Below are 19,080 nucleotides of genomic sequence, written 5' to 3'. Positions count from 1 at the left end.
AACGCAGATTTCGAGGAGATTTTCATGGCCGTCGCTCTGAACACCCTGGTCGAGGAAGCCGAGCGTTACCTGGGCAGCGCGAAGATCCAGGATTATTGCCCCAACGGCCTGCAGGTCGAAGGCCGGCCGCAGGTCAGCCGCATCGTCAGCGGCGTTACCGCCAGCCAGGCGCTGCTGGATGCGGCGGTCGAGGCCGAGGCCGACCTGGTGCTGGTGCACCATGGCTACTTCTGGAAGGGTGAGAACCCGTGCGTCACCGGTATCCGGCAGCGCCGGCTGAAGACCTTGTTGAACAACGACATCAGCCTGCTGGCGTTCCACCTGCCGCTGGATGTGCACCCGGACGTGGGCAACAACGTGCAACTGGCGCGGCAGCTGGACATTACTGTCGAAGGGCCGCTGGACCCTGAGAACCCCAAGGTAGTCGGCATGGTCGGCTCGCTGGCCGAGCCGATGACCGCCCGCGACTTCGCCCGGCGGGTGCGGGAGGTGCTGGGGCGTGAGCCTTTGCTGGTCGAAGGTGAGCAGATGATCCGCCGGGTCGGCTGGTGCACCGGGGGCGGGCAGGGCTACATCGACACGGCGATCGCGGCCGGGGTGGATCTGTACCTGACCGGCGAGGCGTCGGAGCAGACCTACCATAGTGCCCGCGAGAATGGCGTCAGCTTCATTGCCGCCGGGCACCATGCCACCGAGCGGTATGGGGTACAGGCGCTGGGTGATTACCTGGCGCGGCGCTTTGCCGTGGAGCACCTGTTCATCGATTGCCCGAACCCGATCTGATATCGGCGTCGCCTTCTTCGCGGGCGCGCCCGCTCCCACAAGGACTCCGCTGCACCTGTGGGAGCGGGCGTGCCCGCGAAGGGCCGCAGAGCGGCCCCAATTCCAGCCCAAACCCCCAGTCATATCGTTAGACTTTTTCGATCTAGCCAGCCTCCTAAATAGAAGCAGCCGCTGTGATAAAGTGGCTCGCTCGAACACGGCCCGCAGGCCGTCCATAAGATCGTTTTTCGTGAGTAGCCATGGTCGACAAACTGACGCACTTGAAACAGCTGGAGGCGGAGAGCATCCACATCATCCGCGAGGTGGCCGCCGAGTTCGACAACCCGGTGATGCTGTACTCGATCGGCAAGGATTCCGCCGTGATGCTGCACCTGGCGCGCAAGGCCTTCTTCCCGGGCAAGCTGCCGTTCCCGGTGATGCACGTCGACACCCAGTGGAAATTCCAGGAGATGTACAGCTTCCGCGACAAGATGGTCGAGGAAATGGGCCTGGAGCTGATCACCCACGTCAACCCCGAGGGTGTGGCGCAGGGCATCAACCCGTTCACCCATGGCAGCTCCAAGCACACCGACATCATGAAGACCCAGGGCCTGAAGCAGGCGCTGGACAAGCATGGTTTCGACGCCGCCTTCGGTGGTGCGCGCCGCGACGAAGAGAAATCGCGGGCCAAGGAGCGTGTGTACTCGTTCCGTGACAGCAAGCACCGCTGGGACCCGAAGAACCAGCGCCCGGAACTGTGGAACGTGTACAACGGCAAGGTCAACAAGGGCGAGTCGATCCGCGTCTTCCCGCTGTCGAACTGGACCGAGCTGGACATCTGGCAGTACATCTACCTCGAAGGCATCCCGATCGTGCCGCTGTACTTCGCCGCCGAGCGTGAAGTCATCGAGAAGAACGGCACCCTGATCATGATCGACGATGAACGCATCCTCGAACATCTCACCGATGAAGAGAAAGCGCGCATCGTCAAGAAGAAGGTGCGTTTCCGTACCCTTGGCTGCTACCCGTTGACGGGTGCTGTCGAGTCGGAAGCCGAGACCCTGACGGACATCATCCAGGAAATGCTCCTGACCCGTACGTCCGAACGCCAGGGCCGTGTCATCGACCACGATGGCGCCGGTTCCATGGAAGACAAGAAACGCCAAGGCTACTTCTAATTTCAGGGTTACTCCATGTCGCACCAATCTGATCTGATCAGCGAGGACATCCTCGCCTACCTGGCCCAGCACGAGCGCAAGGAACTGCTGCGCTTTCTGACCTGCGGCAACGTCGACGACGGCAAGAGCACCCTGATCGGGCGCCTGCTGCACGACTCGAAGATGATCTACGAGGACCACCTCGAGGCCATCACCCGTGATTCGAAGAAAGTCGGCACCACCGGCGAGGAAGTCGACCTGGCACTGCTGGTCGACGGCCTGCAGGCCGAGCGCGAGCAGGGCATCACCATCGATGTCGCCTACCGCTACTTCTCCACCGCCAAGCGCAAGTTCATCATTGCCGACACCCCGGGCCACGAGCAGTACACCCGCAACATGGCTACCGGCGCGTCCACCTGCGACCTGGCGATCATCCTGGTCGACGCCCGCTACGGCGTGCAGACCCAGACCCGCCGCCACAGCTACATTGCCTCGTTGCTGGGCATCAAGCACATCGTCGTCGCGGTCAACAAGATGGACCTCAAGGGCTTCGATCAGGGCGTCTTCGAGTCGATCAAGGCCGACTACCTGAAGTTCGCCGAAGCCATCAACCTGACCCCGAGCAGCCTGCACTTCGTGCCGATGTCGGCGCTCAAGGGCGACAACGTGGTCAACCACAGCGAGCGTTCGCCGTGGTACGCCGGCCCGACGCTGATGGAAATCCTCGAAACCGTCGAAGTGTCGGCCGACCGCAACTTCACCGACCTGCGCTTCCCGGTGCAGTACGTCAACCGTCCGAACCTGAACTTCCGTGGCTTCGCCGGCACCATCGCCAGCGGCGTGGTGCACAAGGGCGACGAAATCGTCGTGCTGCCGTCGGGCAAGAGCAGCCGCGTCAAGTCCATCGTCACCTACGAAGGCGAGCTGGAAAACGCAGGCCCTGGCCAGGCCGTGACCCTGACCATGGAAGACGAGATCGACATCTCCCGTGGCGACCTGCTGGTGCATGCCGACAACGTCCCGCCGGTCACCGACCAGTTCGACGCCATGCTGGTGTGGATGGCCGAGGAGCCGATGCTCCCGGGCAAGAAATACGACATCAAGCGCGCCACGAGCTACGTGCCGGGCTCGATTGCCAGCATCACCCACAAGGTCGATGTGAACACCTTGGAGCAGGGCGCTGCCAGCGCGCTGCAGCTGAACGAGATCGGCCGCGTCAAGGTGTCCCTGGACGCTTCGATCGCCCTGGACGGTTACGACAGCAACCGCACCACCGGTGCGTTCATCGTCATCGACCGCCTGACCAACGGCACCGTCGGCGCCGGCATGATCATCGCCCCGCCAGTCCTGCCGCACGGCAGCACCGGCCATCATGGCAAGCTGTGCCATGTGGCCACCGAAGAGCGCGCCCTGCGCTTCGGCCAGCAGCCTGCGACCGTGCTGTTCAGCGGCCTGTCCGGCGCTGGCAAGAGCACCCTGGCCTACGCCGTGGAGCGCAAGCTGTTCGATATGGGCCGTGCGGTGTACGTGCTCGACGGCCAGAACCTGCGCCACGACCTGAACAAGGGCCTGCCACAGGACCGCGCTGGCCGTACCGAAAACTGGCGCCGCGCCGCCCACGTGGCGCGCCAGTTCAACGAAGCCGGCCTGCTGACCCTGGCCGCGTTCGTGGCCCCGGATGCCGAAGGCCGCGAACAGGCCAAGGCGTTGATCGGCAAGGAGCGCCTGGTGACCGTTTACGTCCAGGCCTCGCCGCTGGCCTGCCGTGAGCGTGACCCGCAAGGCTTGTACGCTGCTGGTGGCGATAACATCCCGGGCGAAAGCTTCCCGTACGATGTGCCGCTGGACGCCGACCTTGTGATCGACACCCAGGCCACCAGCGTGGACGAGGGCGTGAAACAGGTGCTGGACGTGCTGCGTCAGCGTGGCGCGATCTAAGCGCCAGGCTGCAAGAAAAACCCCGCTTCGGCGGGGTTTTTTGTTTCTATGCCCGGCATACATGCGCGGGTCTCCTGTGGGAGCGGCCTTGTGTCGCGAAAGGGCTGCACAGCAGCCCCCGGGTCTCAGCACTGATGCACAAATTGCTGGGGCTGCTGCGCAGCCCTTTCGCGACACAAGGCCGCTCCCACAAAGGATTGCGTGAGCTTTGGATTTTGAGCAAGGCAGTTGTTCCCGCATGGGCAGTGCATGTCGTTCAGATGTGTTTTTCCGACACCGGTATCACCCGCCGCTCCTTCACTGCCTTGTAGGAAAAACTCGAGTAAATCTCCTTCACCCCCGGCAACCGCTGCAGCACTTCCCGGGTGAACTCGCCAAACGACTCCAGATCCCGCGCCAGAATCTCCAGCAAGAAGTCGTAGCGCCCGGAGATGTTGTGGCAGGCGACAATCTCGGGAATTTCCATCAGCCGCTGCTCGAACGCCAGCGCCATGTCCTTGGTGTGCGAGTCCATCATGATGCTGACGAACGCGGTCACGCCAAACCCCAGCGACTTGGGCGAGAGGATGGCCTGGTAACCGGTGATGTAGCCGTTGTCCTCCAGCAACTTGACCCGCCGCCAGCACGGCGAAGTGGTCAGGGCTACCTGGTCGGCAAGTTCGGCAACGGTGAGGCGGGCGTTGTCCTGCAGGGCAGCGAGCAGGGCGCGGTCGGTGCGGTCGAGGCTTGAAGGCATGTTTTGCCCTCCTGGTCCGGTAATTATTGTTTTTGTTCCAGCAAGCACTTGGATGCGTGGGCTATTTTGGAAAAAATTGGGCAGCTCGGTGGCATAAGCTTATAGCAAACCACAAGAGGCTGTTGCCATGCGCGACTCCCATAACAACACCGGTTTTTCCACGCGGGCCATTCACCATGGCTACGACCCGCTTTCCCACGGTGGCGCCCTGGTGCCGCCGGTGTACCAGACCGCTACCTATGCCTTCCCCACCGTGGAATACGGCGCTGCCTGCTTCGCCGGGGAGGAGCCGGGGCATTTCTACAGCCGCATCTCCAACCCTACCCTGGCCCTGTTGGAACAGCGCATGGCCTCGCTGGAGGGCGGCGAGGCGGGGTTGGCATTGGCGTCGGGCATGGGGGCCATCACCTCGACGATCTGGACCCTGCTGCGCCCCGGCGATGAGCTGATCGTCGGGCGTACTTTGTACGGCTGCACCTTTGCTTTCCTGCACCATGGCATTGGCGAATTCGGGGTGAAGATCCGCCATGTCGACCTGAACGACGCCAAGGCCCTGAAAGCGGCGATCAACAGCAAAACGCGGATGATCTACTTCGAAACGCCGGCCAACCCCAACATGCAGCTGGTGGATATCGCCGCAGTGGCCGAGGCGGTGCGCGGGCATGATGTGCATGTGGTGGTCGACAACACCTACTGCACGCCCTACCTGCAGCGGCCGCTGGAGCTGGGGGCGGACCTGGTGGTGCATTCGGCGACCAAGTACCTCAGTGGCCACGGTGATATCACTGCCGGGCTGGTGGTGGGGCGCAAGGCGCTCGTCGACCGCATTCGCCTGGAAGGGCTGAAGGACATGACCGGGGCGGTGCTGTCGCCCCATGATGCGGCGCTGCTGATGCGCGGGGTCAAGACCCTCGCCTTGCGCATGGACCGCCATTGCGCCAATGCCCTGCAGGTGGCGGAGTTTCTGGCCCGGCAGACGCAGGTGGAGTTGATTCATTACCCGGGGTTGCCGTCGTTTGCCCAGTACGAGCTGGCGCAGCGGCAGATGCGTTTGCCGGGCGGGATGATCGCCTTCGAGCTCAAGGGTGGTATCGAGGCCGGGCGCAGGTTCATGAATGCCCTGCAACTGTTTGCCCGTGCGGTGAGCCTGGGCGATGCCGAGTCGCTGGCGCAGCATCCGGCGAGCATGACGCACTCCAGCTATACCGCGAAGGAACGGGCACATCACGGGATATCGGAGGGGCTGGTGCGCCTGTCGGTGGGGCTGGAGGATGTGGAGGACCTGCTGGCGGATGTCGAGCAGGCATTGCAGGCTTGCAGCTAGGTTGCCTGGGCCGGCCTCTTCGCGGGTAAACCCGCTCCCACAGGTCAGGCGCAGTGATTGAAACCTGCGCCGACCCTGTGGGAGCGGGTTCACCCGCGAAGAGGCCAGTGAATCCAGCCCACAAAAAAGGCCTCTTGCGAGGCCTTTTTCATGTTCGGCAGATCAGCGCTTGAGCCCGTAGCTCTCGTCGAGCATGCCCGGCGAGTTCGGCGCTTTCGGCGCGTAGTCGCGCGGTACTTCGGCAGTGTCCTTCGGTGGGGTCAGGCGGTCACGTGGGCCCTGGCTGCCTTCGGAATGCAGGGCGGCCAGCAGGCGCTGACGGGTCACATCGTCGAGGGCCAGGGTATTGGCGCCGTCGGCCAGGTGATCCTGGACGTCCTGATAGCTCTGGGTCAGTTTCTTGACCAGCACGGCGGTGCTGTTGAAGTGGGTGACCACTTCGTTCTGGTAGCTGTCGAAACGCTTCTGGATGTCATCCAGCTGACGCTGGGTGCTGCTCGGCGCGGCATTGGGCAGCAGGCGAGCGACGACGAAACCAACCACCACGCCGATGACCAGGGCCAGGGTCGGCAACAACCAAACAAGGAGCGAGAGTTCCACGAGTCCTTCCTCTATAAACGGCTTTGCTTTACGTTAACGGCTCAGACCTGCGCTGTATACCGCGAGCGATCGCAAATCAGAACAGAATTCCTCACCTAGACGAATCGACCCCTCCCGAGGTCACGGAGTAGTGCCTTGCTTGTCCGCGAAACCCCCTTGTTCATCGATGGCCCCAGCGGCCAGCTGGAAGCCTTGTATCTGGACGTGGCCAATGCACGTGGCGCGGTGCTGATCTGCCACCCCAACCCGGTCCAGGGTGGCACCATGCTCAACAAGGTGGTCTCGACCCTGCAACGCACCGCCCGTGATGCCGGTTACGTTACCTTGCGGTTCAACTACCGTGGCGTCGGGCAGAGCGCCGGCACCCATGACATGGGCGCTGGCGAGGTGGCCGATGCCGAGGCCGCTGCGGCCTGGCTGCGCGAGAAGCATCTGGGCCTGCCGCTGGTGCTGATGGGCTTCTCGTTCGGCGGCTTCGTCGCCACCAGCCTGGCCGGCCGCCTGGAGGCCACTGGAGTAGAGCTGCAGCAGCTGTTCATGATCGCCCCGGCGGTCATGCGCCTGACGGCGGATTTCCCGCTGCCGCAGCGCTGCCCGATCACCGTGGTGCAGCCGGACGCCGACGAAGTCGTCGCCCCGCAGCTGGTTTACGATTGGTCTGACAGCCTGTCGCGCCCCCATGAGCTGCTGAAAGTGGCAGAATGCGGACACTTCTTCCATGGCAAGCTGACCGATCTGAAGGATCTGCTGCTGCCGCGCCTTTCGAACTGAGCCAAGCCTGAATAAGCGAACACCCATGACCACGCGCATTCTTACCGGTATCACCACCACCGGCACTCCGCACCTGGGCAACTACGCCGGCGCCATCCGCCCGGCGATCCGTGCCAGCCAGCAGCCCGGTGTCGACTCGTTCTATTTCCTGGCCGACTACCACGCCCTGATCAAGTGCGACGACCCGCTGCGCATCCAGCGTTCGCGCCTGGAAATCGCCGCCACCTGGCTGGCCGGTGGTCTCGATCCGGACAAGGTGACCTTCTACCGCCAGTCCGATATCCCGGAAATCCCCGAGCTGACCTGGCTGCTGACCTGCGTCAGCGCCAAGGGCCTGCTCAATCGCGCGCACGCCTACAAGGCCTCGGTGGACAAGAACCTGGAAAACGGCGAAGACCCGGATGCCGGCGTGACCATGGGCCTGTACAGCTACCCGGTGCTGATGGCCGCGGACATCCTGATGTTCAACGCCAACAAGGTGCCGGTCGGCCGTGACCAGATCCAGCACGTGGAAATGGCCCGCGATATCGGCCAACGCTTCAACCACCTGTTCGGCCAGGGGAAGGACTTCTTCGCCCTGCCGGAAGCGGTGATCGAAGAGAGCGTGGCGACCCTGCCGGGCCTGGACGGGCGCAAGATGTCCAAGAGCTACGACAACACCATCCCGCTGTTCACCAGCGCCAAGGAGATGAAAGACGCCATCTCGCGCATCGTCACCGACTCGCGTGCGCCTGGCGAAGCGAAAGACCCGGACAACGCTCACCTGTTCACCCTGTTCCAGGCCTTCTCGACGCCGGCGCAGTGCGCCGAGTTCCGCGAAGAACTGCTGCAGGGCCTGGGCTGGGGCGAGGCCAAGCAGCGCCTGTTCCAGCTGCTGGACGGCCAGTTGGCCGAGAAGCGCGAGTACTACCACCAGCTGATCGCCCGCCCGGCGGACCTGGAAGACATCCTGTTGGCCGGTGCCGCCAAGGCTCGCAAGATTGCCACGCCATTCCTCGAGCAACTGCGCGAGGCCGTTGGCCTGCGTTCGTTCCGCAGCAGCGTGCAGGCCAGCACCGAAGTGAAGAAGAAGGCCGCCAAGAGCGCGCGTTTCGTCAGCTTCCGCGATGAAGACGGCAGCTTCCGCTTCCGCCTGCTGGCCGCTGACGGCGAACAACTGCTGCTGTCGCGCAGCTTTGCCGACGGCAAGAGCGCCGGCGCCGTGAGCAAGCAGCTGCAGCAAGGTGGCGAGGCGGATGTGCGCGTCGAAGGCCTGGGCTTCGGCCTGTGGCTGAACGGCGAACAGGTTGCCGACGGGCCGCAGTTCGACAGCGCCGAAGCCCGTGATTCGGCCATTGAAAGCCTGCGTGCAGCGCTTGCTCCTCAACCGGACTGAGGCATTTCGCCTGTAGGAGCGGGTTTACCCGCGAACACCGGCAAAGCCGGTGCCATCCAGCACTTAGTTGGTCTGGATGAGGCATATTGACGCAAGTCGCATTGCCATTAAGCGGGCCTGTCGCTACAGTGACGGCCCGTTTTTTGTTGCCTCGCTAACGAATCATGACGCCCCTAGAACGATATCAAGCAGATCTGAAACGTCCCGACTTCTTCCATGACGCGGCGCAGGAAACTGCGGTGCGTCACCTGCAGCGCCTGTACGACGACCTGGTGCACGCGCAGAACAACAAGCCGGGCGTGTTCGGCAAGCTGTTCGGCAAGAAGGAGCAGACCCCGGTCAAGGGCCTGTACTTCTGGGGTGGGGTAGGGCGCGGCAAGACCTACCTGGTCGATACCTTCTTCGAGGCGCTGCCGTTCAAGCAGAAGATGCGCACGCACTTCCACCGCTTCATGAAGCGTGTGCACGAGGAAATGAAAACCCTCAAGGGTGAGAAGAACCCGCTGACCATCATTGCCAAGCGCTTCAGCGAAGAAGCCAAGGTCATCTGTTTCGACGAGTTCTTCGTATCGGACATTACCGACGCGATGATCCTCGGCACCCTGATGGAAGAGTTGTTCAAGAACGGCGTATCGCTGGTGGCTACTTCCAACATCGTGCCGGACGGCCTGTACAAGGACGGCCTGCAGCGCGCGCGCTTCCTGCCCGCCATCGCCATGATCAAGCAGTACACCGAGGTGGTGAACGTCGACAGCGGGGTCGACTACCGCCTGCGTCACCTGGAGCAGGCCGAGCTGTACCACTACCCGCTCGATGAGGCGGCGCACCAGAGCCTGCGCGCCAGCTTCAAGGCGCTGACCCCTGAATGCACCCAGGCGGTCGAGAACGACGTGCTGATGATCGAGAATCGCCCGATCAATGCCCTGCTTACCTGTGACGACGTGGCCTGGTTCGACTTCCGCGCCCTGTGCGACGGCCCCCGCAGCCAGAACGACTACATCGAACTGGGCAAGATCTTCCATGCCGTGCTGTTGAGCAACGTGGAGCAGATGGGTGTCACCACCGACGACATCGCCCGCCGCTTCATCAACATGGTGGATGAGTTCTACGACCGCAACGTCAAGCTGATCATCTCGGCCGAGGTGGAGCTGAAGGACTTGTATACCGGTGGGCGCTTGGCCTTCGAGTTCCAGCGTACCCTGAGCCGCTTGCTGGAGATGCAGTCGCACGAGTTTCTGGCGCGGGCGCACAAGCCCTGAGAATCCGGGGCCGCTTTGCGGCCCTTTCGCGACACAAGGCCGCTCCTACAGGATTACGCGATTCCCTGTAGGAGCCGGCCTTGTGTCGCGATGGGCTGCAAGGCAGCCCCATTGGCCTCAAGCCTCCTGCATGAACTGTTGCCGATACTGGTTCGGCGACAACTCGGTGTGCTGACGGAACAGCCGCGCAAAGAAACTGGCATCGTCATATCCGACCTCATAGCTGATGGTCTTGATGCTCTTGCGCGTACTCGACAACAACCCCTTGGCCGTCTCGATCCGTAGCCGTTGCAGGTAGTGCAGCGGCTTGTCACCCGTCGCGCCCTGGAAGCGGCGCATGAAATTGCGAATGCTCATGCCGTGGTTGCGGGCCACGTCCTCGAAGCGGAACTTGTCGGCGAAGTGTTCTTCCAGCCAGTGCTGGATCTGCAGGATGATCAGGTCCTGGTGCAGCTTCTGCCCGCCAAAGCCCATGCGCCCGGGGGTGTAGTTGCGCTGCACCTCGTAGAGGATGTCGCGGGACACGGCGCGGGCCACGTTGGCGCCACAGAAGCGTTCGATCAGGTAGATGTACAGGTCGCAGGCCGAGGTGGTGCCGCCGGCGCAGTACAGGTTGTCGGCGTCGGTCAGGTGCTTGTCCTGGTTCAGCCGGATCTTCGGGAAGCGTTCGGCAAAGCTGTTGAAGAAGCGCCAGTAGGTGGTCGCTTCCTTGCCGTCGAGCAGGCCGGACTCGGCCAGCCAGAACACGCCACTGGCCTCGGCGCACAGCACCGCGCCACGGGCATGCTGTTCACGCAGCCACGGCAGCACCTGTGGATAACGTTGCAGCAGGTTGTCGAAGTCGTCCCAGAAGGCCGGGAGGATGATCACATCGGCGTCGTCCAGGCCGCCTTCGACCGGCAGCTGCACATTGCTGAAGCTGTCCACGGGCTGGCCGTCCGGGCTCACCAGGCGGATCTCGAACATGGGCTGAAGGCCCAGGCCCAGCTGCTTGCTGTAGCGCAAGCTGGCGAGGTGGAAGAAATCCTTGGCCTGCATCAAGGTCGAAGCGAACACCTTGTCAATGGCCAGGATGCTGACGCGCCGCAGCGACGCGGAGGGTTGGGTAAACATCATTGTCATTGTTCTTATAGGGTAGAGTGGTCAATCACCGGCTGGATCGTCTTATTTTTTGGCGATTGTGTCTAGCCTGCTACACCGTGCTGGTTTCTTCGCGGGCTTGCCCGCTCCCACAGGTACCCCGCAGGCCTGAGGGGCAGTGAGGTCCTGTGGGAGCGGGCGAGCCCGCGAAGAACACAGCACAGGGTCCGGCTCAAGGCGCCGGGTTCGGTTGCTCCTGGTGAATCGCCTCGATCGCCGCCAGCAGTTCATCACTCAGGCTCAGCTCGAGGCTGGCAAGGTTGCTGTCCAGTTGCTCGAGGCTGGTCGCGCCAATGATGTTGCTGGTCACGAACGGCTGCCGGGTGACGAATGCCAGGGCCATCTGCGCCGGGTCCAGGCCGTGCTCGCGGGCCAGCTGCACATAGCGGCTGCAGGCCGCCACGGTCTGTGGGTTGGAGTAGCGGGCAAAGCGGCTGAACAGGGTCAGGCGTGCGTTTTCCGGGCGTGCGCCGTTCTCGTATTTGCCGGAAAGCATGCCGAACGCCAGCGGCGAATAGGCCAGCAGGCCGCACTGCTCGCGGATGGCCACTTCCGCCAGGCCCACCTCGAAGCTGCGGTTGAGCAGGTTGTACGGGTTCTGGATCGACACCGCTCGCGGCCAGCCGCGGCTTTCGGCCAGTTGCAGGAACTTCATGGTGCCCCACGGCGTTTCGTTGGACAGGCCGACGTGGCGGATCTTGCCCGCGCGCACCTGCTCGTCGAGCACTTCGAGGGTTTCTTCCAGCGGGGTGAAGTGGTCCTGTGGCAGGTGCTGGTAGCCCAGCTTGCCGAAGAAGTTGGTGCTGCGCTCGGGCCAGTGCAGCTGGTACAGGTCGATGCGGTCGGTCTGCAGGCGCTTGAGGCTCTCGTCCAGCGCGGCGACGATGTGCTGGCGGTTGTGCTTGAGCTGGCCGTCGCGGATGTGGCTGATGCCGTTGCCGGGGCCGGCGACCTTGCTGGCCAGCACCCAGTCGTCGCGATCGCCATTGGCGCGGAACCAGTTGCCGATGATGCGCTCGGTGGCGGCGTAGGTTTCGGGGCGGGGCGGCACCGGGTACATCTCGGCGGTGTCGATGAAGTTGACCCCGGCGGCCTTGGCCCGGGCAATCTGCTCGAAGGCCTCGGCCTGGACGTTCTGCTCGCCCCAGGTCATGGTGCCCAGGCACAGGGCGCTGACATTGAGGTCGGTACGGCCGAGCTGGCGGTATTCCATCGGGTAGACACTCCTTGACAAAGAAGCCCATCAAAGCAGGTTGAAATTTTTCGCGCAATCTGGATAATTCGGCCCCTCTCCGTGTGGCGGAAGTGATGCACCACCACGCAGGAAGAACCCCGTCGAACATTGGCGTGCCTGACCCGAGCCCCCAAAAGCGTCAGCGTTCGGCTGCGCGCTTGCCCTTGGCAAGCTGTGCACTATCCAGTAAGATTCGCCGTCTATTTTTCGCTGGGCGGCCTCTGAGGCTTTAGAGAATGAAAACTTTTACTGCTAAACCGGAAACAGTAAAGCGCGAGTGGTTCGTAGTCGACGCCGCTGGCCAGACCCTGGGTCGTCTGGCTACCGAAATCGCTAGCCGTCTGCGTGGCAAACACAAACCAGAATACACCCCTCACGTTGACACCGGCGACTACATCGTCGTCATCAACGCCGAGCAGGTTCGTGTGACTGGTGCCAAGTCTTCCGACAAGATGTACTACTCCCACTCCGGTTTCCCGGGCGGTATCAAGGAAATCAACTTCGAGAAGTTGATCGCCAAGGCCCCTGAGCGTGTTATCGAAACTGCGGTCAAAGGCATGCTGCCGAAGAACCCGCTGGGTCGCGACATGTACCGCAAGCTGAAAGTGTACGCGGGTGCTGCTCACCCACACACTGCTCAGCAGCCTCAAGAACTGAAGATCTAACGGGATAGTTCATTATGTCGGCGACTCAAAACTACGGCACTGGCCGTCGCAAGACCGCAACCGCTCGCGTATTCCTGCGTCCGGGTACTGGTAACATTTCCATCAACAACCGTTCTCTGGACGTGTTCTTCGGTCGCGAAACCGCTCGCATGGTTGTTCGTCAGCCGCTCGAGCTGACCGAAACCGTCGAGAAGTTCGACATCTACGTCACCGTTTCCGGTGGTGGTGTCAGCGGTCAAGCCGGTGCGATCCGTCACGGTATCACCCGCGCTCTGATGGAATACGACGAAACCCTGCGTGGCGCTCTGCGTCGTGCTGGCTACGTCACCCGCGACGCTCGTGAAGTTGAGCGTAAGAAAGTGGGTCTGCGTAAAGCGCGTAAGCGTCCTCAGTACTCCAAGCGTTAATACCGCTTCGGCAGTCGAAAAAAGCCCGGTTCCTTGGAACCGGGCTTTTTTTATGTCTTGAACTAACCTGTCAGCATGTCGGTGACGACTTGCCGCATAGACGCAGATCAAGCAAAGCGAGGGTTGTAGCCCGTTCCCCGGGTAATCACCTTGTCAGTGTGTGGATTTGTTTCTTACCATGGCGGCCAATTTTTAGTGCCACAGACATTACCTAAGTACAGGCCAGGTCCAACTGGCCAAGCAAGCTGATGGGAGAGGACTGAATGAGCAATGACGGCGTCAACGCAGGCCGGCGCCGCTTCCTCGTAGCCGCGACATCTGTAGTCGGGGCAGCGGGGGCAGTGGGGGCTGCGGTACCGTTCGTGGGGTCATGGTTTCCCAGTGCCAAGGCGAAAGCCGCGGGTGCACCGGTGAAGGTCAATATCGCCAAGGTCGAGGCCGGGCAGCAAATGGTGGCCGAGTGGCGTGGCCAGCCGGTGTTCATCGTGCGGCGAACGGACGAGATCCTCGGTAACCTGAAAAAGGTCGTCGGTGACCTGGCTGACCCCGAGTCCAAGGCCTCGGTACAGCCCACCTACGTCGACCCGCAGGTTCGTTCGATCAAGCCGGAAATCCTCATCCTTGTCGGCCTGTGCACACACCTGGGCTGCTCGCCCACCTTCCGTCCGGAAGTCGCACCCGCCGACCTTGGCCCGAAATGGGTCGGTGGCTATTTCTGCCCGTGCCACGGCTCCCACTACGACCTGGCCGGGCGTGTCTACAAGTCGCAGCCGGCACCTCTCAACCTGCCCGTGCCACCGCACTCTTACGAGTCGGACGAGATCGTCGTCATCGGCGTTGACCAGGAGAACGCATGATGAGCAAGTTCATGGACTGGATTGATGCTCGCTTCCCCGCCACCAAGATGTGGGAAGACCACCTGAGCAAGTATTACGCGCCCAAGAACTTCAACTTCCTGTACTTCTTCGGCTCCCTGGCGCTGCTGGTGCTGGTCAACCAGATCGTCACCGGTGTGTGGCTGACCATGAGCTTCACGCCCTCGGCGGAAGAGGCGTTCGCCTCGGTCGAGTACATCATGCGTGACGTGGAATACGGCTGGATCCTGCGCTACCTGCACTCCACCGGTGCATCGGCGTTCTTCATCGTGGTCTACCTGCACATGTTCCGCGGCCTGCTCTACGGCTCCTACCAGAAGCCGCGTGAACTGGTTTGGCTGTTCGGCATGCTGATCTACCTGGCGCTGATGGCCGAAGCCTTCATGGGCTACCTGCTGCCGTGGGGTCAGATGTCGTACTGGGGTGCCCAGGTGATCATCTCGCTGTTCGGTGCCATTCCGGTGATCGGTGGCGACCTCACCCAGTGGATCCGCGGTGACTACCTGATCTCGGGTATCACCCTGAACCGCTTCTTCGCCCTGCACGTGGTCGCCCTGCCGATCGTGATTCTCGGCCTGGTGGTGCTGCACATCCTCGCCCTTCACGAAGTGGGTTCGAACAACCCCGATGGCGTCGACATCAAGAAGAAAAAGGACGAGAACGGTATCCCGCTGGATGGTATCCCGTTCCACCCGTACTACACCGTCAAGGACATTGTTGGCGTGGTGGTGTTCCTGTTCGTGTTCTGCGCCGTGGTGTTCTTCTTCCCGGAAATGGGCGGTTACTTCCTGGAGAAACCTAACTTCGAGCAGGCGAACGCTTTCAAGACCCCCGAGCACATTGCGCCTGTGTGGTACTTCACGCCGTTCTACGCGATCCTGCGTGCGGTGCCTGACAAACTGATGGGCGTCATCGCCATGGGTGCGGCCATTGCCGTGCTGTTCGTGCTGCCCTGGCTCGACCGCAGCCCGGTGCGCTCCATGCGCTACAAGGGCTGGATCAGCAAGCTCTTCCTGCTGGTGTTCTGCGTGGCCTTCGTCATCCTCGGCGTGCTGGGCGTACTGGCGCCGACACCTGGGCGTACCTTGCTGTCGCAGGTGTGCACGGTGTTGTACTTCGCCTACTTCCTGCTGATGCCGTTCTACACAAGGCTCGAGAAGACCAAACCGGTTCCGGAAAGGGTGACTGGCTGATGAAAAAGTTGATTGCAGTATTTTTGCTGGCAGTGATGCCTGCCTTTTCCTTCGCGGCCGAAACGGGCCTGGAGCTGGACAAGGTCGACATCGACCTGGGCGACAAGGCCGCCATGCAGGACGGTGCGCGTACCTTTGCCAACTATTGCATGGGTTGCCACAGTGCCAAGTTCCAGCGTTACGAGCGGGTGGCCGATGACCTTGGCATCCCCCACGAGCTGATGCTCGAGAAGCTGGTGTTCACCGGTGCCAAGATCGGTGACCACATGCAGATCGGCATGAAGCCCAGTGACGCCAAGACCTGGTTCGGCGCCGCACCGCCAGACCTGACCCTGGTGGCGCGGGTGCGTGGCACCGACTGGCTGTACACCTACCTGCGCAGCTTCTATGAAGACCCGTCGCGGCCTTATGGGGTGAATAACAAGGTGTTCCCGAACGTCGGCATGCCAAACGTGCTGGTTGGCCTGCAGGGCAACCAGTACGTCGGCTGCAAACAGGTGCAGACCGTGACCGATGGCAAGAAGCAATTCGACCCGTTGACCGGCGCCCCGATCACCCATGAAGCCTGCGACCAGCTGACCATTACGCCGAATTCCGGTACCCTGACGACCGAGCAGTTCGACGAGAAGGTCAAGAACCTGGTGACCTTCCTGGCCTATTCGGCCAACCCGGTCAAACTGGAAAGCCAGCGCATCGGTACCTACGTGTTGCTGTACCTGGCTTTCTTCTTCGTATTCGCCTACTTGCTCAAGCGTGAATACTGGAAGGACGTGCACTGATCACGCAGTAGTTTCTGGTTGTTGAACGCGCCCGTGGTGGCCTGGCAGATCTGCCAGGTCACCACGGGCGCGTTTTCATTTACAGTTTCACAAGCATCCCGTGCGAGGAGGCGCTACATGGGCGCAACCAACAGGTTAGCCTGCTATTCCGACCCCGCTGATCACTATTCTCATCGGGTACGCCTCGTGCTGGCCGAGAAGGGTATCAGCGTGCAGGTCATCGATGTCGACCCCGGCCGCCTGCCGCCCAAGCTGGCCGAGGTAAACCCTTACGGCAGCGTGCCGACCCTGGTCGACCGTGACCTGGCGCTGTATGAATCGACCGTGGTGATGGAATACCTCGAGGAGCGTTATCCGCATCCGCCGCTGATGCCGGTGTACCCGGTTGCGCGGGGCAACAGCCGCTTGCTGATGCATCGCATCCAGCGCGACTGGTGCTCCCTGGCCGATACCGTGCTCGACTCGCGCAGCAGCGAGGCTGCCCGAGCCGAAGCGCGCAAGGCGTTGCGTGAGAGCCTGACCGGAGTCTCGCCGCTGTTCGGCGAGTTCGCCTGCTTCATGAGTGAGGAGCAAAGCCTGGTCGATTGTTGTCTACTGCCCATACTCTGGCGTCTGCCGGTGTTGGGTATCGAGTTGCCGCAGCAAGCCAAGCCGCTGCTGGATTACATGGAGCGGCAGTTCGCCCGCGAGCCTTTCCAGGCGAGCCTGTCCTCTGTAGAACGTGAAATGCGCAAGCTTTAAGGAGCCGTTGATGAACTCCAGTCGCCCCTATCTGGTTCGAGCACTGTACGAGTGGATCGTCGACAACGATTGCACGCCCCATATGCTGGTCAATGCCGAATTTCCGAAGGTCCAGGTGCCGGATGGTTTCGCCAGTGATGGCCAGATCGTGTTGAACATCTCGCCAAGTGCCGTGCGCAGCCTGCACATGGACAACGACGCGGTCAGCTTCGAGGGCCGCTTTGGTGGCGTGGCTCACTCGCTGTACGTGCCGGTTGGCGCCATCCTGGGTATCTATGCCCGCGAAAATGGCCAGGGTATGGTCTTCGAGCTGGAGCCGCCCGTGATGGATGACGATGAGCCGGAAGATGATGATGTACAGCCGGATGACAATGGCCCACCAGAAGGTGGTGGCCAGCCGCCACGCCCGACTGGCCGGCCAAGCCTGAAAGTGGTCAAGTAACAAAAAAGGCGATCCAACCGGATCGCCTTTTTCTTTACCAGCCCTGGCTTACAGGTCGCTGATGGTGCGTACCTGGTCCTTGTTGATGCGGGTACGCTTGCCGTCGAGTTGCTGGAACTCGTAGAAGCCGGCGTCGCGGTCGAATTCCGGTACGTCGACGGCCTGGATTTCACGACCATCGTTGAGGGTGATCAGGCTTGGTGTGGAGCAGCCGGCCAGGGTGGCGAAAGTGCCGAACAGCAGGGCAGGCAGCAGAAGCTTTTTCATGCGGTGTTTCCTGGATTTCTGAAAGGTAGGGCAGTGTTGTCGCCTGTGCTGGCCTTTTCGCGGGTAAACCCGCTCCCACAGGAATACAACAAGCCTCGAAAGCTGTGAGATCCCTGTGGGAGCGGGTTTACCCGCGAAGAGGCCGGTGCAGGCAATCAGTGAATCAGTCGATGTACTCGAACAGTTTGACGATCTTCTGCACACCCGAAACGCCCTGTACCACGGCAGTGGCCGAGTTGGCCTCCTGCTGGGTCACCAGGCCGAGCAGGTAGACGATACCGTTCTCGGTAATCACCTTGATGCGCGAGCTGGGCACGGCATTGTCGGTCAGCATCTGGGTCTTGATCTTGGTGGTCAGCCAGGCGTCGTTGTTGCGCGCCAGGATGGAGGAGGGCTGCATCACCTGCAGCTCGTTGTGCACTTTCTTGACCCGCTGTACCTGGCTGGCAGTCTGCTCGGCAAGGCTCTTGAGGTCGGCGCGCGGGGTCTGGCCGGCCAGCAGGACGATGCCGTTGTAGCTGCTGACAACGATGTGCGAACCTTTGTCCAGGTCAGGGCTGGCCTTGGCGATGTTGACCGAGGCCTTGGTTTCGATCAGCGAGTCGTCGATCTTGCTGCCGATGGTGCGCGTGCCGCGATCGTCCTCGATTGGCGAATTGCGGGTAGAGGTCAGTACCGAGCTGCAACCAGTAACGCTCAGGCACAGGGTCAGGGCCATAAGGCCGAGGCGCATAGGGGTCATTCTTCACTCCCGAACAGTTGGCTGTCGATCAGATCACACAGGCAGTGGATCGCCAGCAGGTGGACTTCCTGGATGCGCGCGGTAACCGTCGAAGGTACGCGGATTTCCACGTCTTCGGGCAGCAGCAACGAAGCCATGCCGCCGCCATCGCGACCCGTCAATGCTACGACAATCATTTCGCGGTCATGTGCGGCCTGGATCGCCTGGATCACGTTGGCCGAGTTGCCGCTGGTGGAGATCGCCAGCAGAACGTCACCAGGCTGGCCCAGCGCGCGGATCTGCTTGGAAAAGACTTCGTTGTAGCTGTAGTCGTTGGCGATCGAGGTCAGGGTCGAGCTGTCGGTGGTCAGCGCGATGGCCGGCAGGCTCGGGCGTTCGCGCTCGAAGCGGTTGAGCAGCTCCGAGGAAAAGTGCTGGGCATCGCCGGCCGAGCCGCCGTTGCCGCAGGCGAGCATCTTGCCCTCGTTGAGCAGTGCATTGACCATGACCAGGCTGGCCTGCTCGATGTGCGGTGCCAGGATGTCCATTGCCTGTTGCTTGGTATCGATGCTGGCCTGGAACAGCCGGCGAATTCGGGATTGCATGTCCATCTGGTGACCTTAAGTGGGGCGGTGGCCTTTGCTACGCGCAACAACGACCAGCCCGCGAAACATAGAGCAAAAAAATCGGAGTG

At 61.9% G+C, this 19,080-nt stretch carries 21 protein-coding genes; 14 read left to right on the top strand and 7 right to left on the bottom strand.

Annotated features, from left to right (window positions below):
* Positions 1–24 precede the first annotated feature (24 nt).
* The 3 genes from ABNP31_RS21795 (at position 25) to cysN (ending at position 3,857) form a co-directional block, all read left to right on the top strand.
* On the top strand, positions 25–783 hold the full coding sequence (locus ABNP31_RS21795; RefSeq protein WP_075046277.1) for a Nif3-like dinuclear metal center hexameric protein: 759 nt from the start codon (positions 25–27) through the stop codon (positions 781–783).
* A 239-nt stretch (positions 784–1,022) separates the two neighbouring features.
* Positions 1,023–1,940, top strand: a complete 918-nt coding sequence (gene cysD, locus ABNP31_RS21790) for a sulfate adenylyltransferase subunit CysD (RefSeq protein ID WP_013974136.1) — start codon at positions 1,023–1,025, stop codon at positions 1,938–1,940.
* A 15-nt stretch (positions 1,941–1,955) separates the two neighbouring features.
* Positions 1,956–3,857 (top strand): sulfate adenylyltransferase subunit CysN, encoded by a 1,902-nt coding sequence (gene cysN / locus ABNP31_RS21785; RefSeq protein ID WP_025340568.1) that lies wholly within the window; start codon positions 1,956–1,958, stop codon positions 3,855–3,857.
* A 256-nt stretch (positions 3,858–4,113) separates the two neighbouring features.
* On the opposite strand, the gene ABNP31_RS21780 is transcribed toward cysN, so the two are convergent.
* Positions 4,114–4,593 (bottom strand): Lrp/AsnC family transcriptional regulator, encoded by a 480-nt coding sequence (locus tag ABNP31_RS21780; RefSeq protein WP_016498026.1) that lies wholly within the window; start codon positions 4,591–4,593, stop codon positions 4,114–4,116.
* A gap of 127 nt (positions 4,594–4,720) precedes the next feature.
* Here ABNP31_RS21780 and ABNP31_RS21775 point away from each other — a divergent pair, with 127 nt between their 5' ends.
* Complete coding sequence (locus ABNP31_RS21775) at positions 4,721–5,917, top strand: methionine gamma-lyase (protein WP_350012750.1); 1,197 nt, start codon at positions 4,721–4,723, stop codon at positions 5,915–5,917.
* Between the two features lie 162 nt (positions 5,918–6,079).
* Here the strand turns inward: ABNP31_RS21775 and ABNP31_RS21770 are convergent, their stop codons facing one another.
* On the bottom strand, positions 6,080–6,517 hold the full coding sequence (locus ABNP31_RS21770; protein WP_025340565.1) for a YhcB family protein: 438 nt from the start codon (positions 6,515–6,517) through the stop codon (positions 6,080–6,082).
* A gap of 135 nt (positions 6,518–6,652) precedes the next feature.
* Between ABNP31_RS21770 and ABNP31_RS21765 the strand changes: the two genes are divergently transcribed.
* The 3 genes from ABNP31_RS21765 (at position 6,653) to zapE (ending at position 9,922) form a co-directional block, all read left to right on the top strand.
* A complete protein-coding gene (locus ABNP31_RS21765; protein WP_350012749.1) occupies positions 6,653–7,288 on the top strand; it encodes an alpha/beta hydrolase in 636 nt (211 codons plus the stop codon).
* A gap of 25 nt (positions 7,289–7,313) precedes the next feature.
* Entirely contained in the window at positions 7,314–8,663 is a 1,350-nt protein-coding gene (locus tag ABNP31_RS21760) for a tryptophan--tRNA ligase (RefSeq protein ID WP_025340563.1), read from the top strand.
* Positions 8,664–8,827: 164 nt separating this feature from the next.
* Positions 8,828–9,922 carry a cell division protein ZapE gene (zapE, locus tag ABNP31_RS21755; protein WP_025340562.1) on the top strand — a complete coding sequence of 365 codons (1,095 nt, stop codon included), beginning with the start codon at positions 8,828–8,830 and terminating at the stop codon, positions 9,920–9,922.
* A 117-nt stretch (positions 9,923–10,039) separates the two neighbouring features.
* Here the strand turns inward: zapE and ABNP31_RS21750 are convergent, their stop codons facing one another.
* Both ABNP31_RS21750 and ABNP31_RS21745 read right to left on the bottom strand, forming a co-directional pair.
* Positions 10,040–10,960, bottom strand: coding sequence for a GlxA family transcriptional regulator (locus tag ABNP31_RS21750; RefSeq protein WP_075047039.1), 921 nt, complete (start codon positions 10,958–10,960; stop codon positions 10,040–10,042).
* A gap of 274 nt (positions 10,961–11,234) precedes the next feature.
* A complete protein-coding gene (locus ABNP31_RS21745; protein WP_023662822.1) occupies positions 11,235–12,275 on the bottom strand; it encodes an NADP(H)-dependent aldo-keto reductase in 1,041 nt (346 codons plus the stop codon).
* A gap of 257 nt (positions 12,276–12,532) precedes the next feature.
* Here ABNP31_RS21745 and rplM point away from each other — a divergent pair, with 257 nt between their 5' ends.
* The 7 genes from rplM (at position 12,533) to ABNP31_RS21710 (ending at position 17,398) form a co-directional block, all read left to right on the top strand.
* Positions 12,533–12,961 carry a 50S ribosomal protein L13 gene (rplM, locus tag ABNP31_RS21740; protein ID WP_003260798.1) on the top strand — a complete coding sequence of 143 codons (429 nt, stop codon included), beginning with the start codon at positions 12,533–12,535 and terminating at the stop codon, positions 12,959–12,961.
* A gap of 14 nt (positions 12,962–12,975) precedes the next feature.
* A complete protein-coding gene (rpsI, locus tag ABNP31_RS21735; RefSeq protein WP_003260797.1) occupies positions 12,976–13,368 on the top strand; it encodes a 30S ribosomal protein S9 in 393 nt (130 codons plus the stop codon).
* Positions 13,369–13,631: 263 nt separating this feature from the next.
* On the top strand, positions 13,632–14,225 hold the full coding sequence (petA, locus tag ABNP31_RS21730; protein ID WP_015271723.1) for a ubiquinol-cytochrome c reductase iron-sulfur subunit: 594 nt from the start codon (positions 13,632–13,634) through the stop codon (positions 14,223–14,225).
* Positions 14,225–15,436: a cytochrome b gene (locus tag ABNP31_RS21725; protein ID WP_025340560.1), complete on the top strand. Its 1,212-nt coding sequence runs from the start codon at positions 14,225–14,227 to the stop codon at positions 15,434–15,436. The genes petA and ABNP31_RS21725 overlap by 1 nt, the downstream gene beginning before the upstream one ends.
* Complete coding sequence (locus ABNP31_RS21720) at positions 15,436–16,215, top strand: cytochrome c1 (protein WP_085614300.1); 780 nt, start codon at positions 15,436–15,438, stop codon at positions 16,213–16,215. The genes ABNP31_RS21725 and ABNP31_RS21720 overlap by 1 nt, the downstream gene beginning before the upstream one ends.
* 117 nt (positions 16,216–16,332) lie before the next feature.
* On the top strand, positions 16,333–16,956 hold the full coding sequence (locus ABNP31_RS21715) for a glutathione S-transferase N-terminal domain-containing protein (RefSeq protein WP_238066906.1): 624 nt from the start codon (positions 16,333–16,335) through the stop codon (positions 16,954–16,956).
* Positions 16,957–16,966: 10 nt separating this feature from the next.
* The gene (locus ABNP31_RS21710; RefSeq protein ID WP_025340557.1) at positions 16,967–17,398 is read left to right on the top strand and encodes a ClpXP protease specificity-enhancing factor; all 432 of its coding nucleotides are present in this window, start codon (positions 16,967–16,969) and stop codon (positions 17,396–17,398) included.
* A 48-nt stretch (positions 17,399–17,446) separates the two neighbouring features.
* On the opposite strand, the gene ABNP31_RS21705 is transcribed toward ABNP31_RS21710, so the two are convergent.
* From ABNP31_RS21705 to ABNP31_RS21695, 3 genes are all read right to left on the bottom strand, one after another.
* Entirely contained in the window at positions 17,447–17,665 is a 219-nt protein-coding gene (locus ABNP31_RS21705; RefSeq protein ID WP_025340556.1) for a YgdI/YgdR family lipoprotein, read from the bottom strand.
* A 163-nt stretch (positions 17,666–17,828) separates the two neighbouring features.
* Positions 17,829–18,407 carry a BON domain-containing protein gene (locus tag ABNP31_RS21700; protein ID WP_015271720.1) on the bottom strand — a complete coding sequence of 193 codons (579 nt, stop codon included), beginning with the start codon at positions 18,405–18,407 and terminating at the stop codon, positions 17,829–17,831.
* The gene (locus tag ABNP31_RS21695; protein ID WP_012274070.1) at positions 18,404–18,997 is read right to left on the bottom strand and encodes a phosphoheptose isomerase; all 594 of its coding nucleotides are present in this window, start codon (positions 18,995–18,997) and stop codon (positions 18,404–18,406) included. The genes ABNP31_RS21700 and ABNP31_RS21695 overlap by 4 nt, the downstream gene beginning before the upstream one ends.
* Positions 18,998–19,080 lie beyond the last annotated feature (83 nt).

This window comes from Pseudomonas asiatica (assembly GCF_040214835.1).
In the GTDB taxonomy this organism is placed as follows: Bacteria; Pseudomonadota; Gammaproteobacteria; order Pseudomonadales; family Pseudomonadaceae; genus Aquipseudomonas; species Aquipseudomonas putida_Z.
This window is presented reverse-complemented; position numbering and strand designations above follow the sequence as displayed.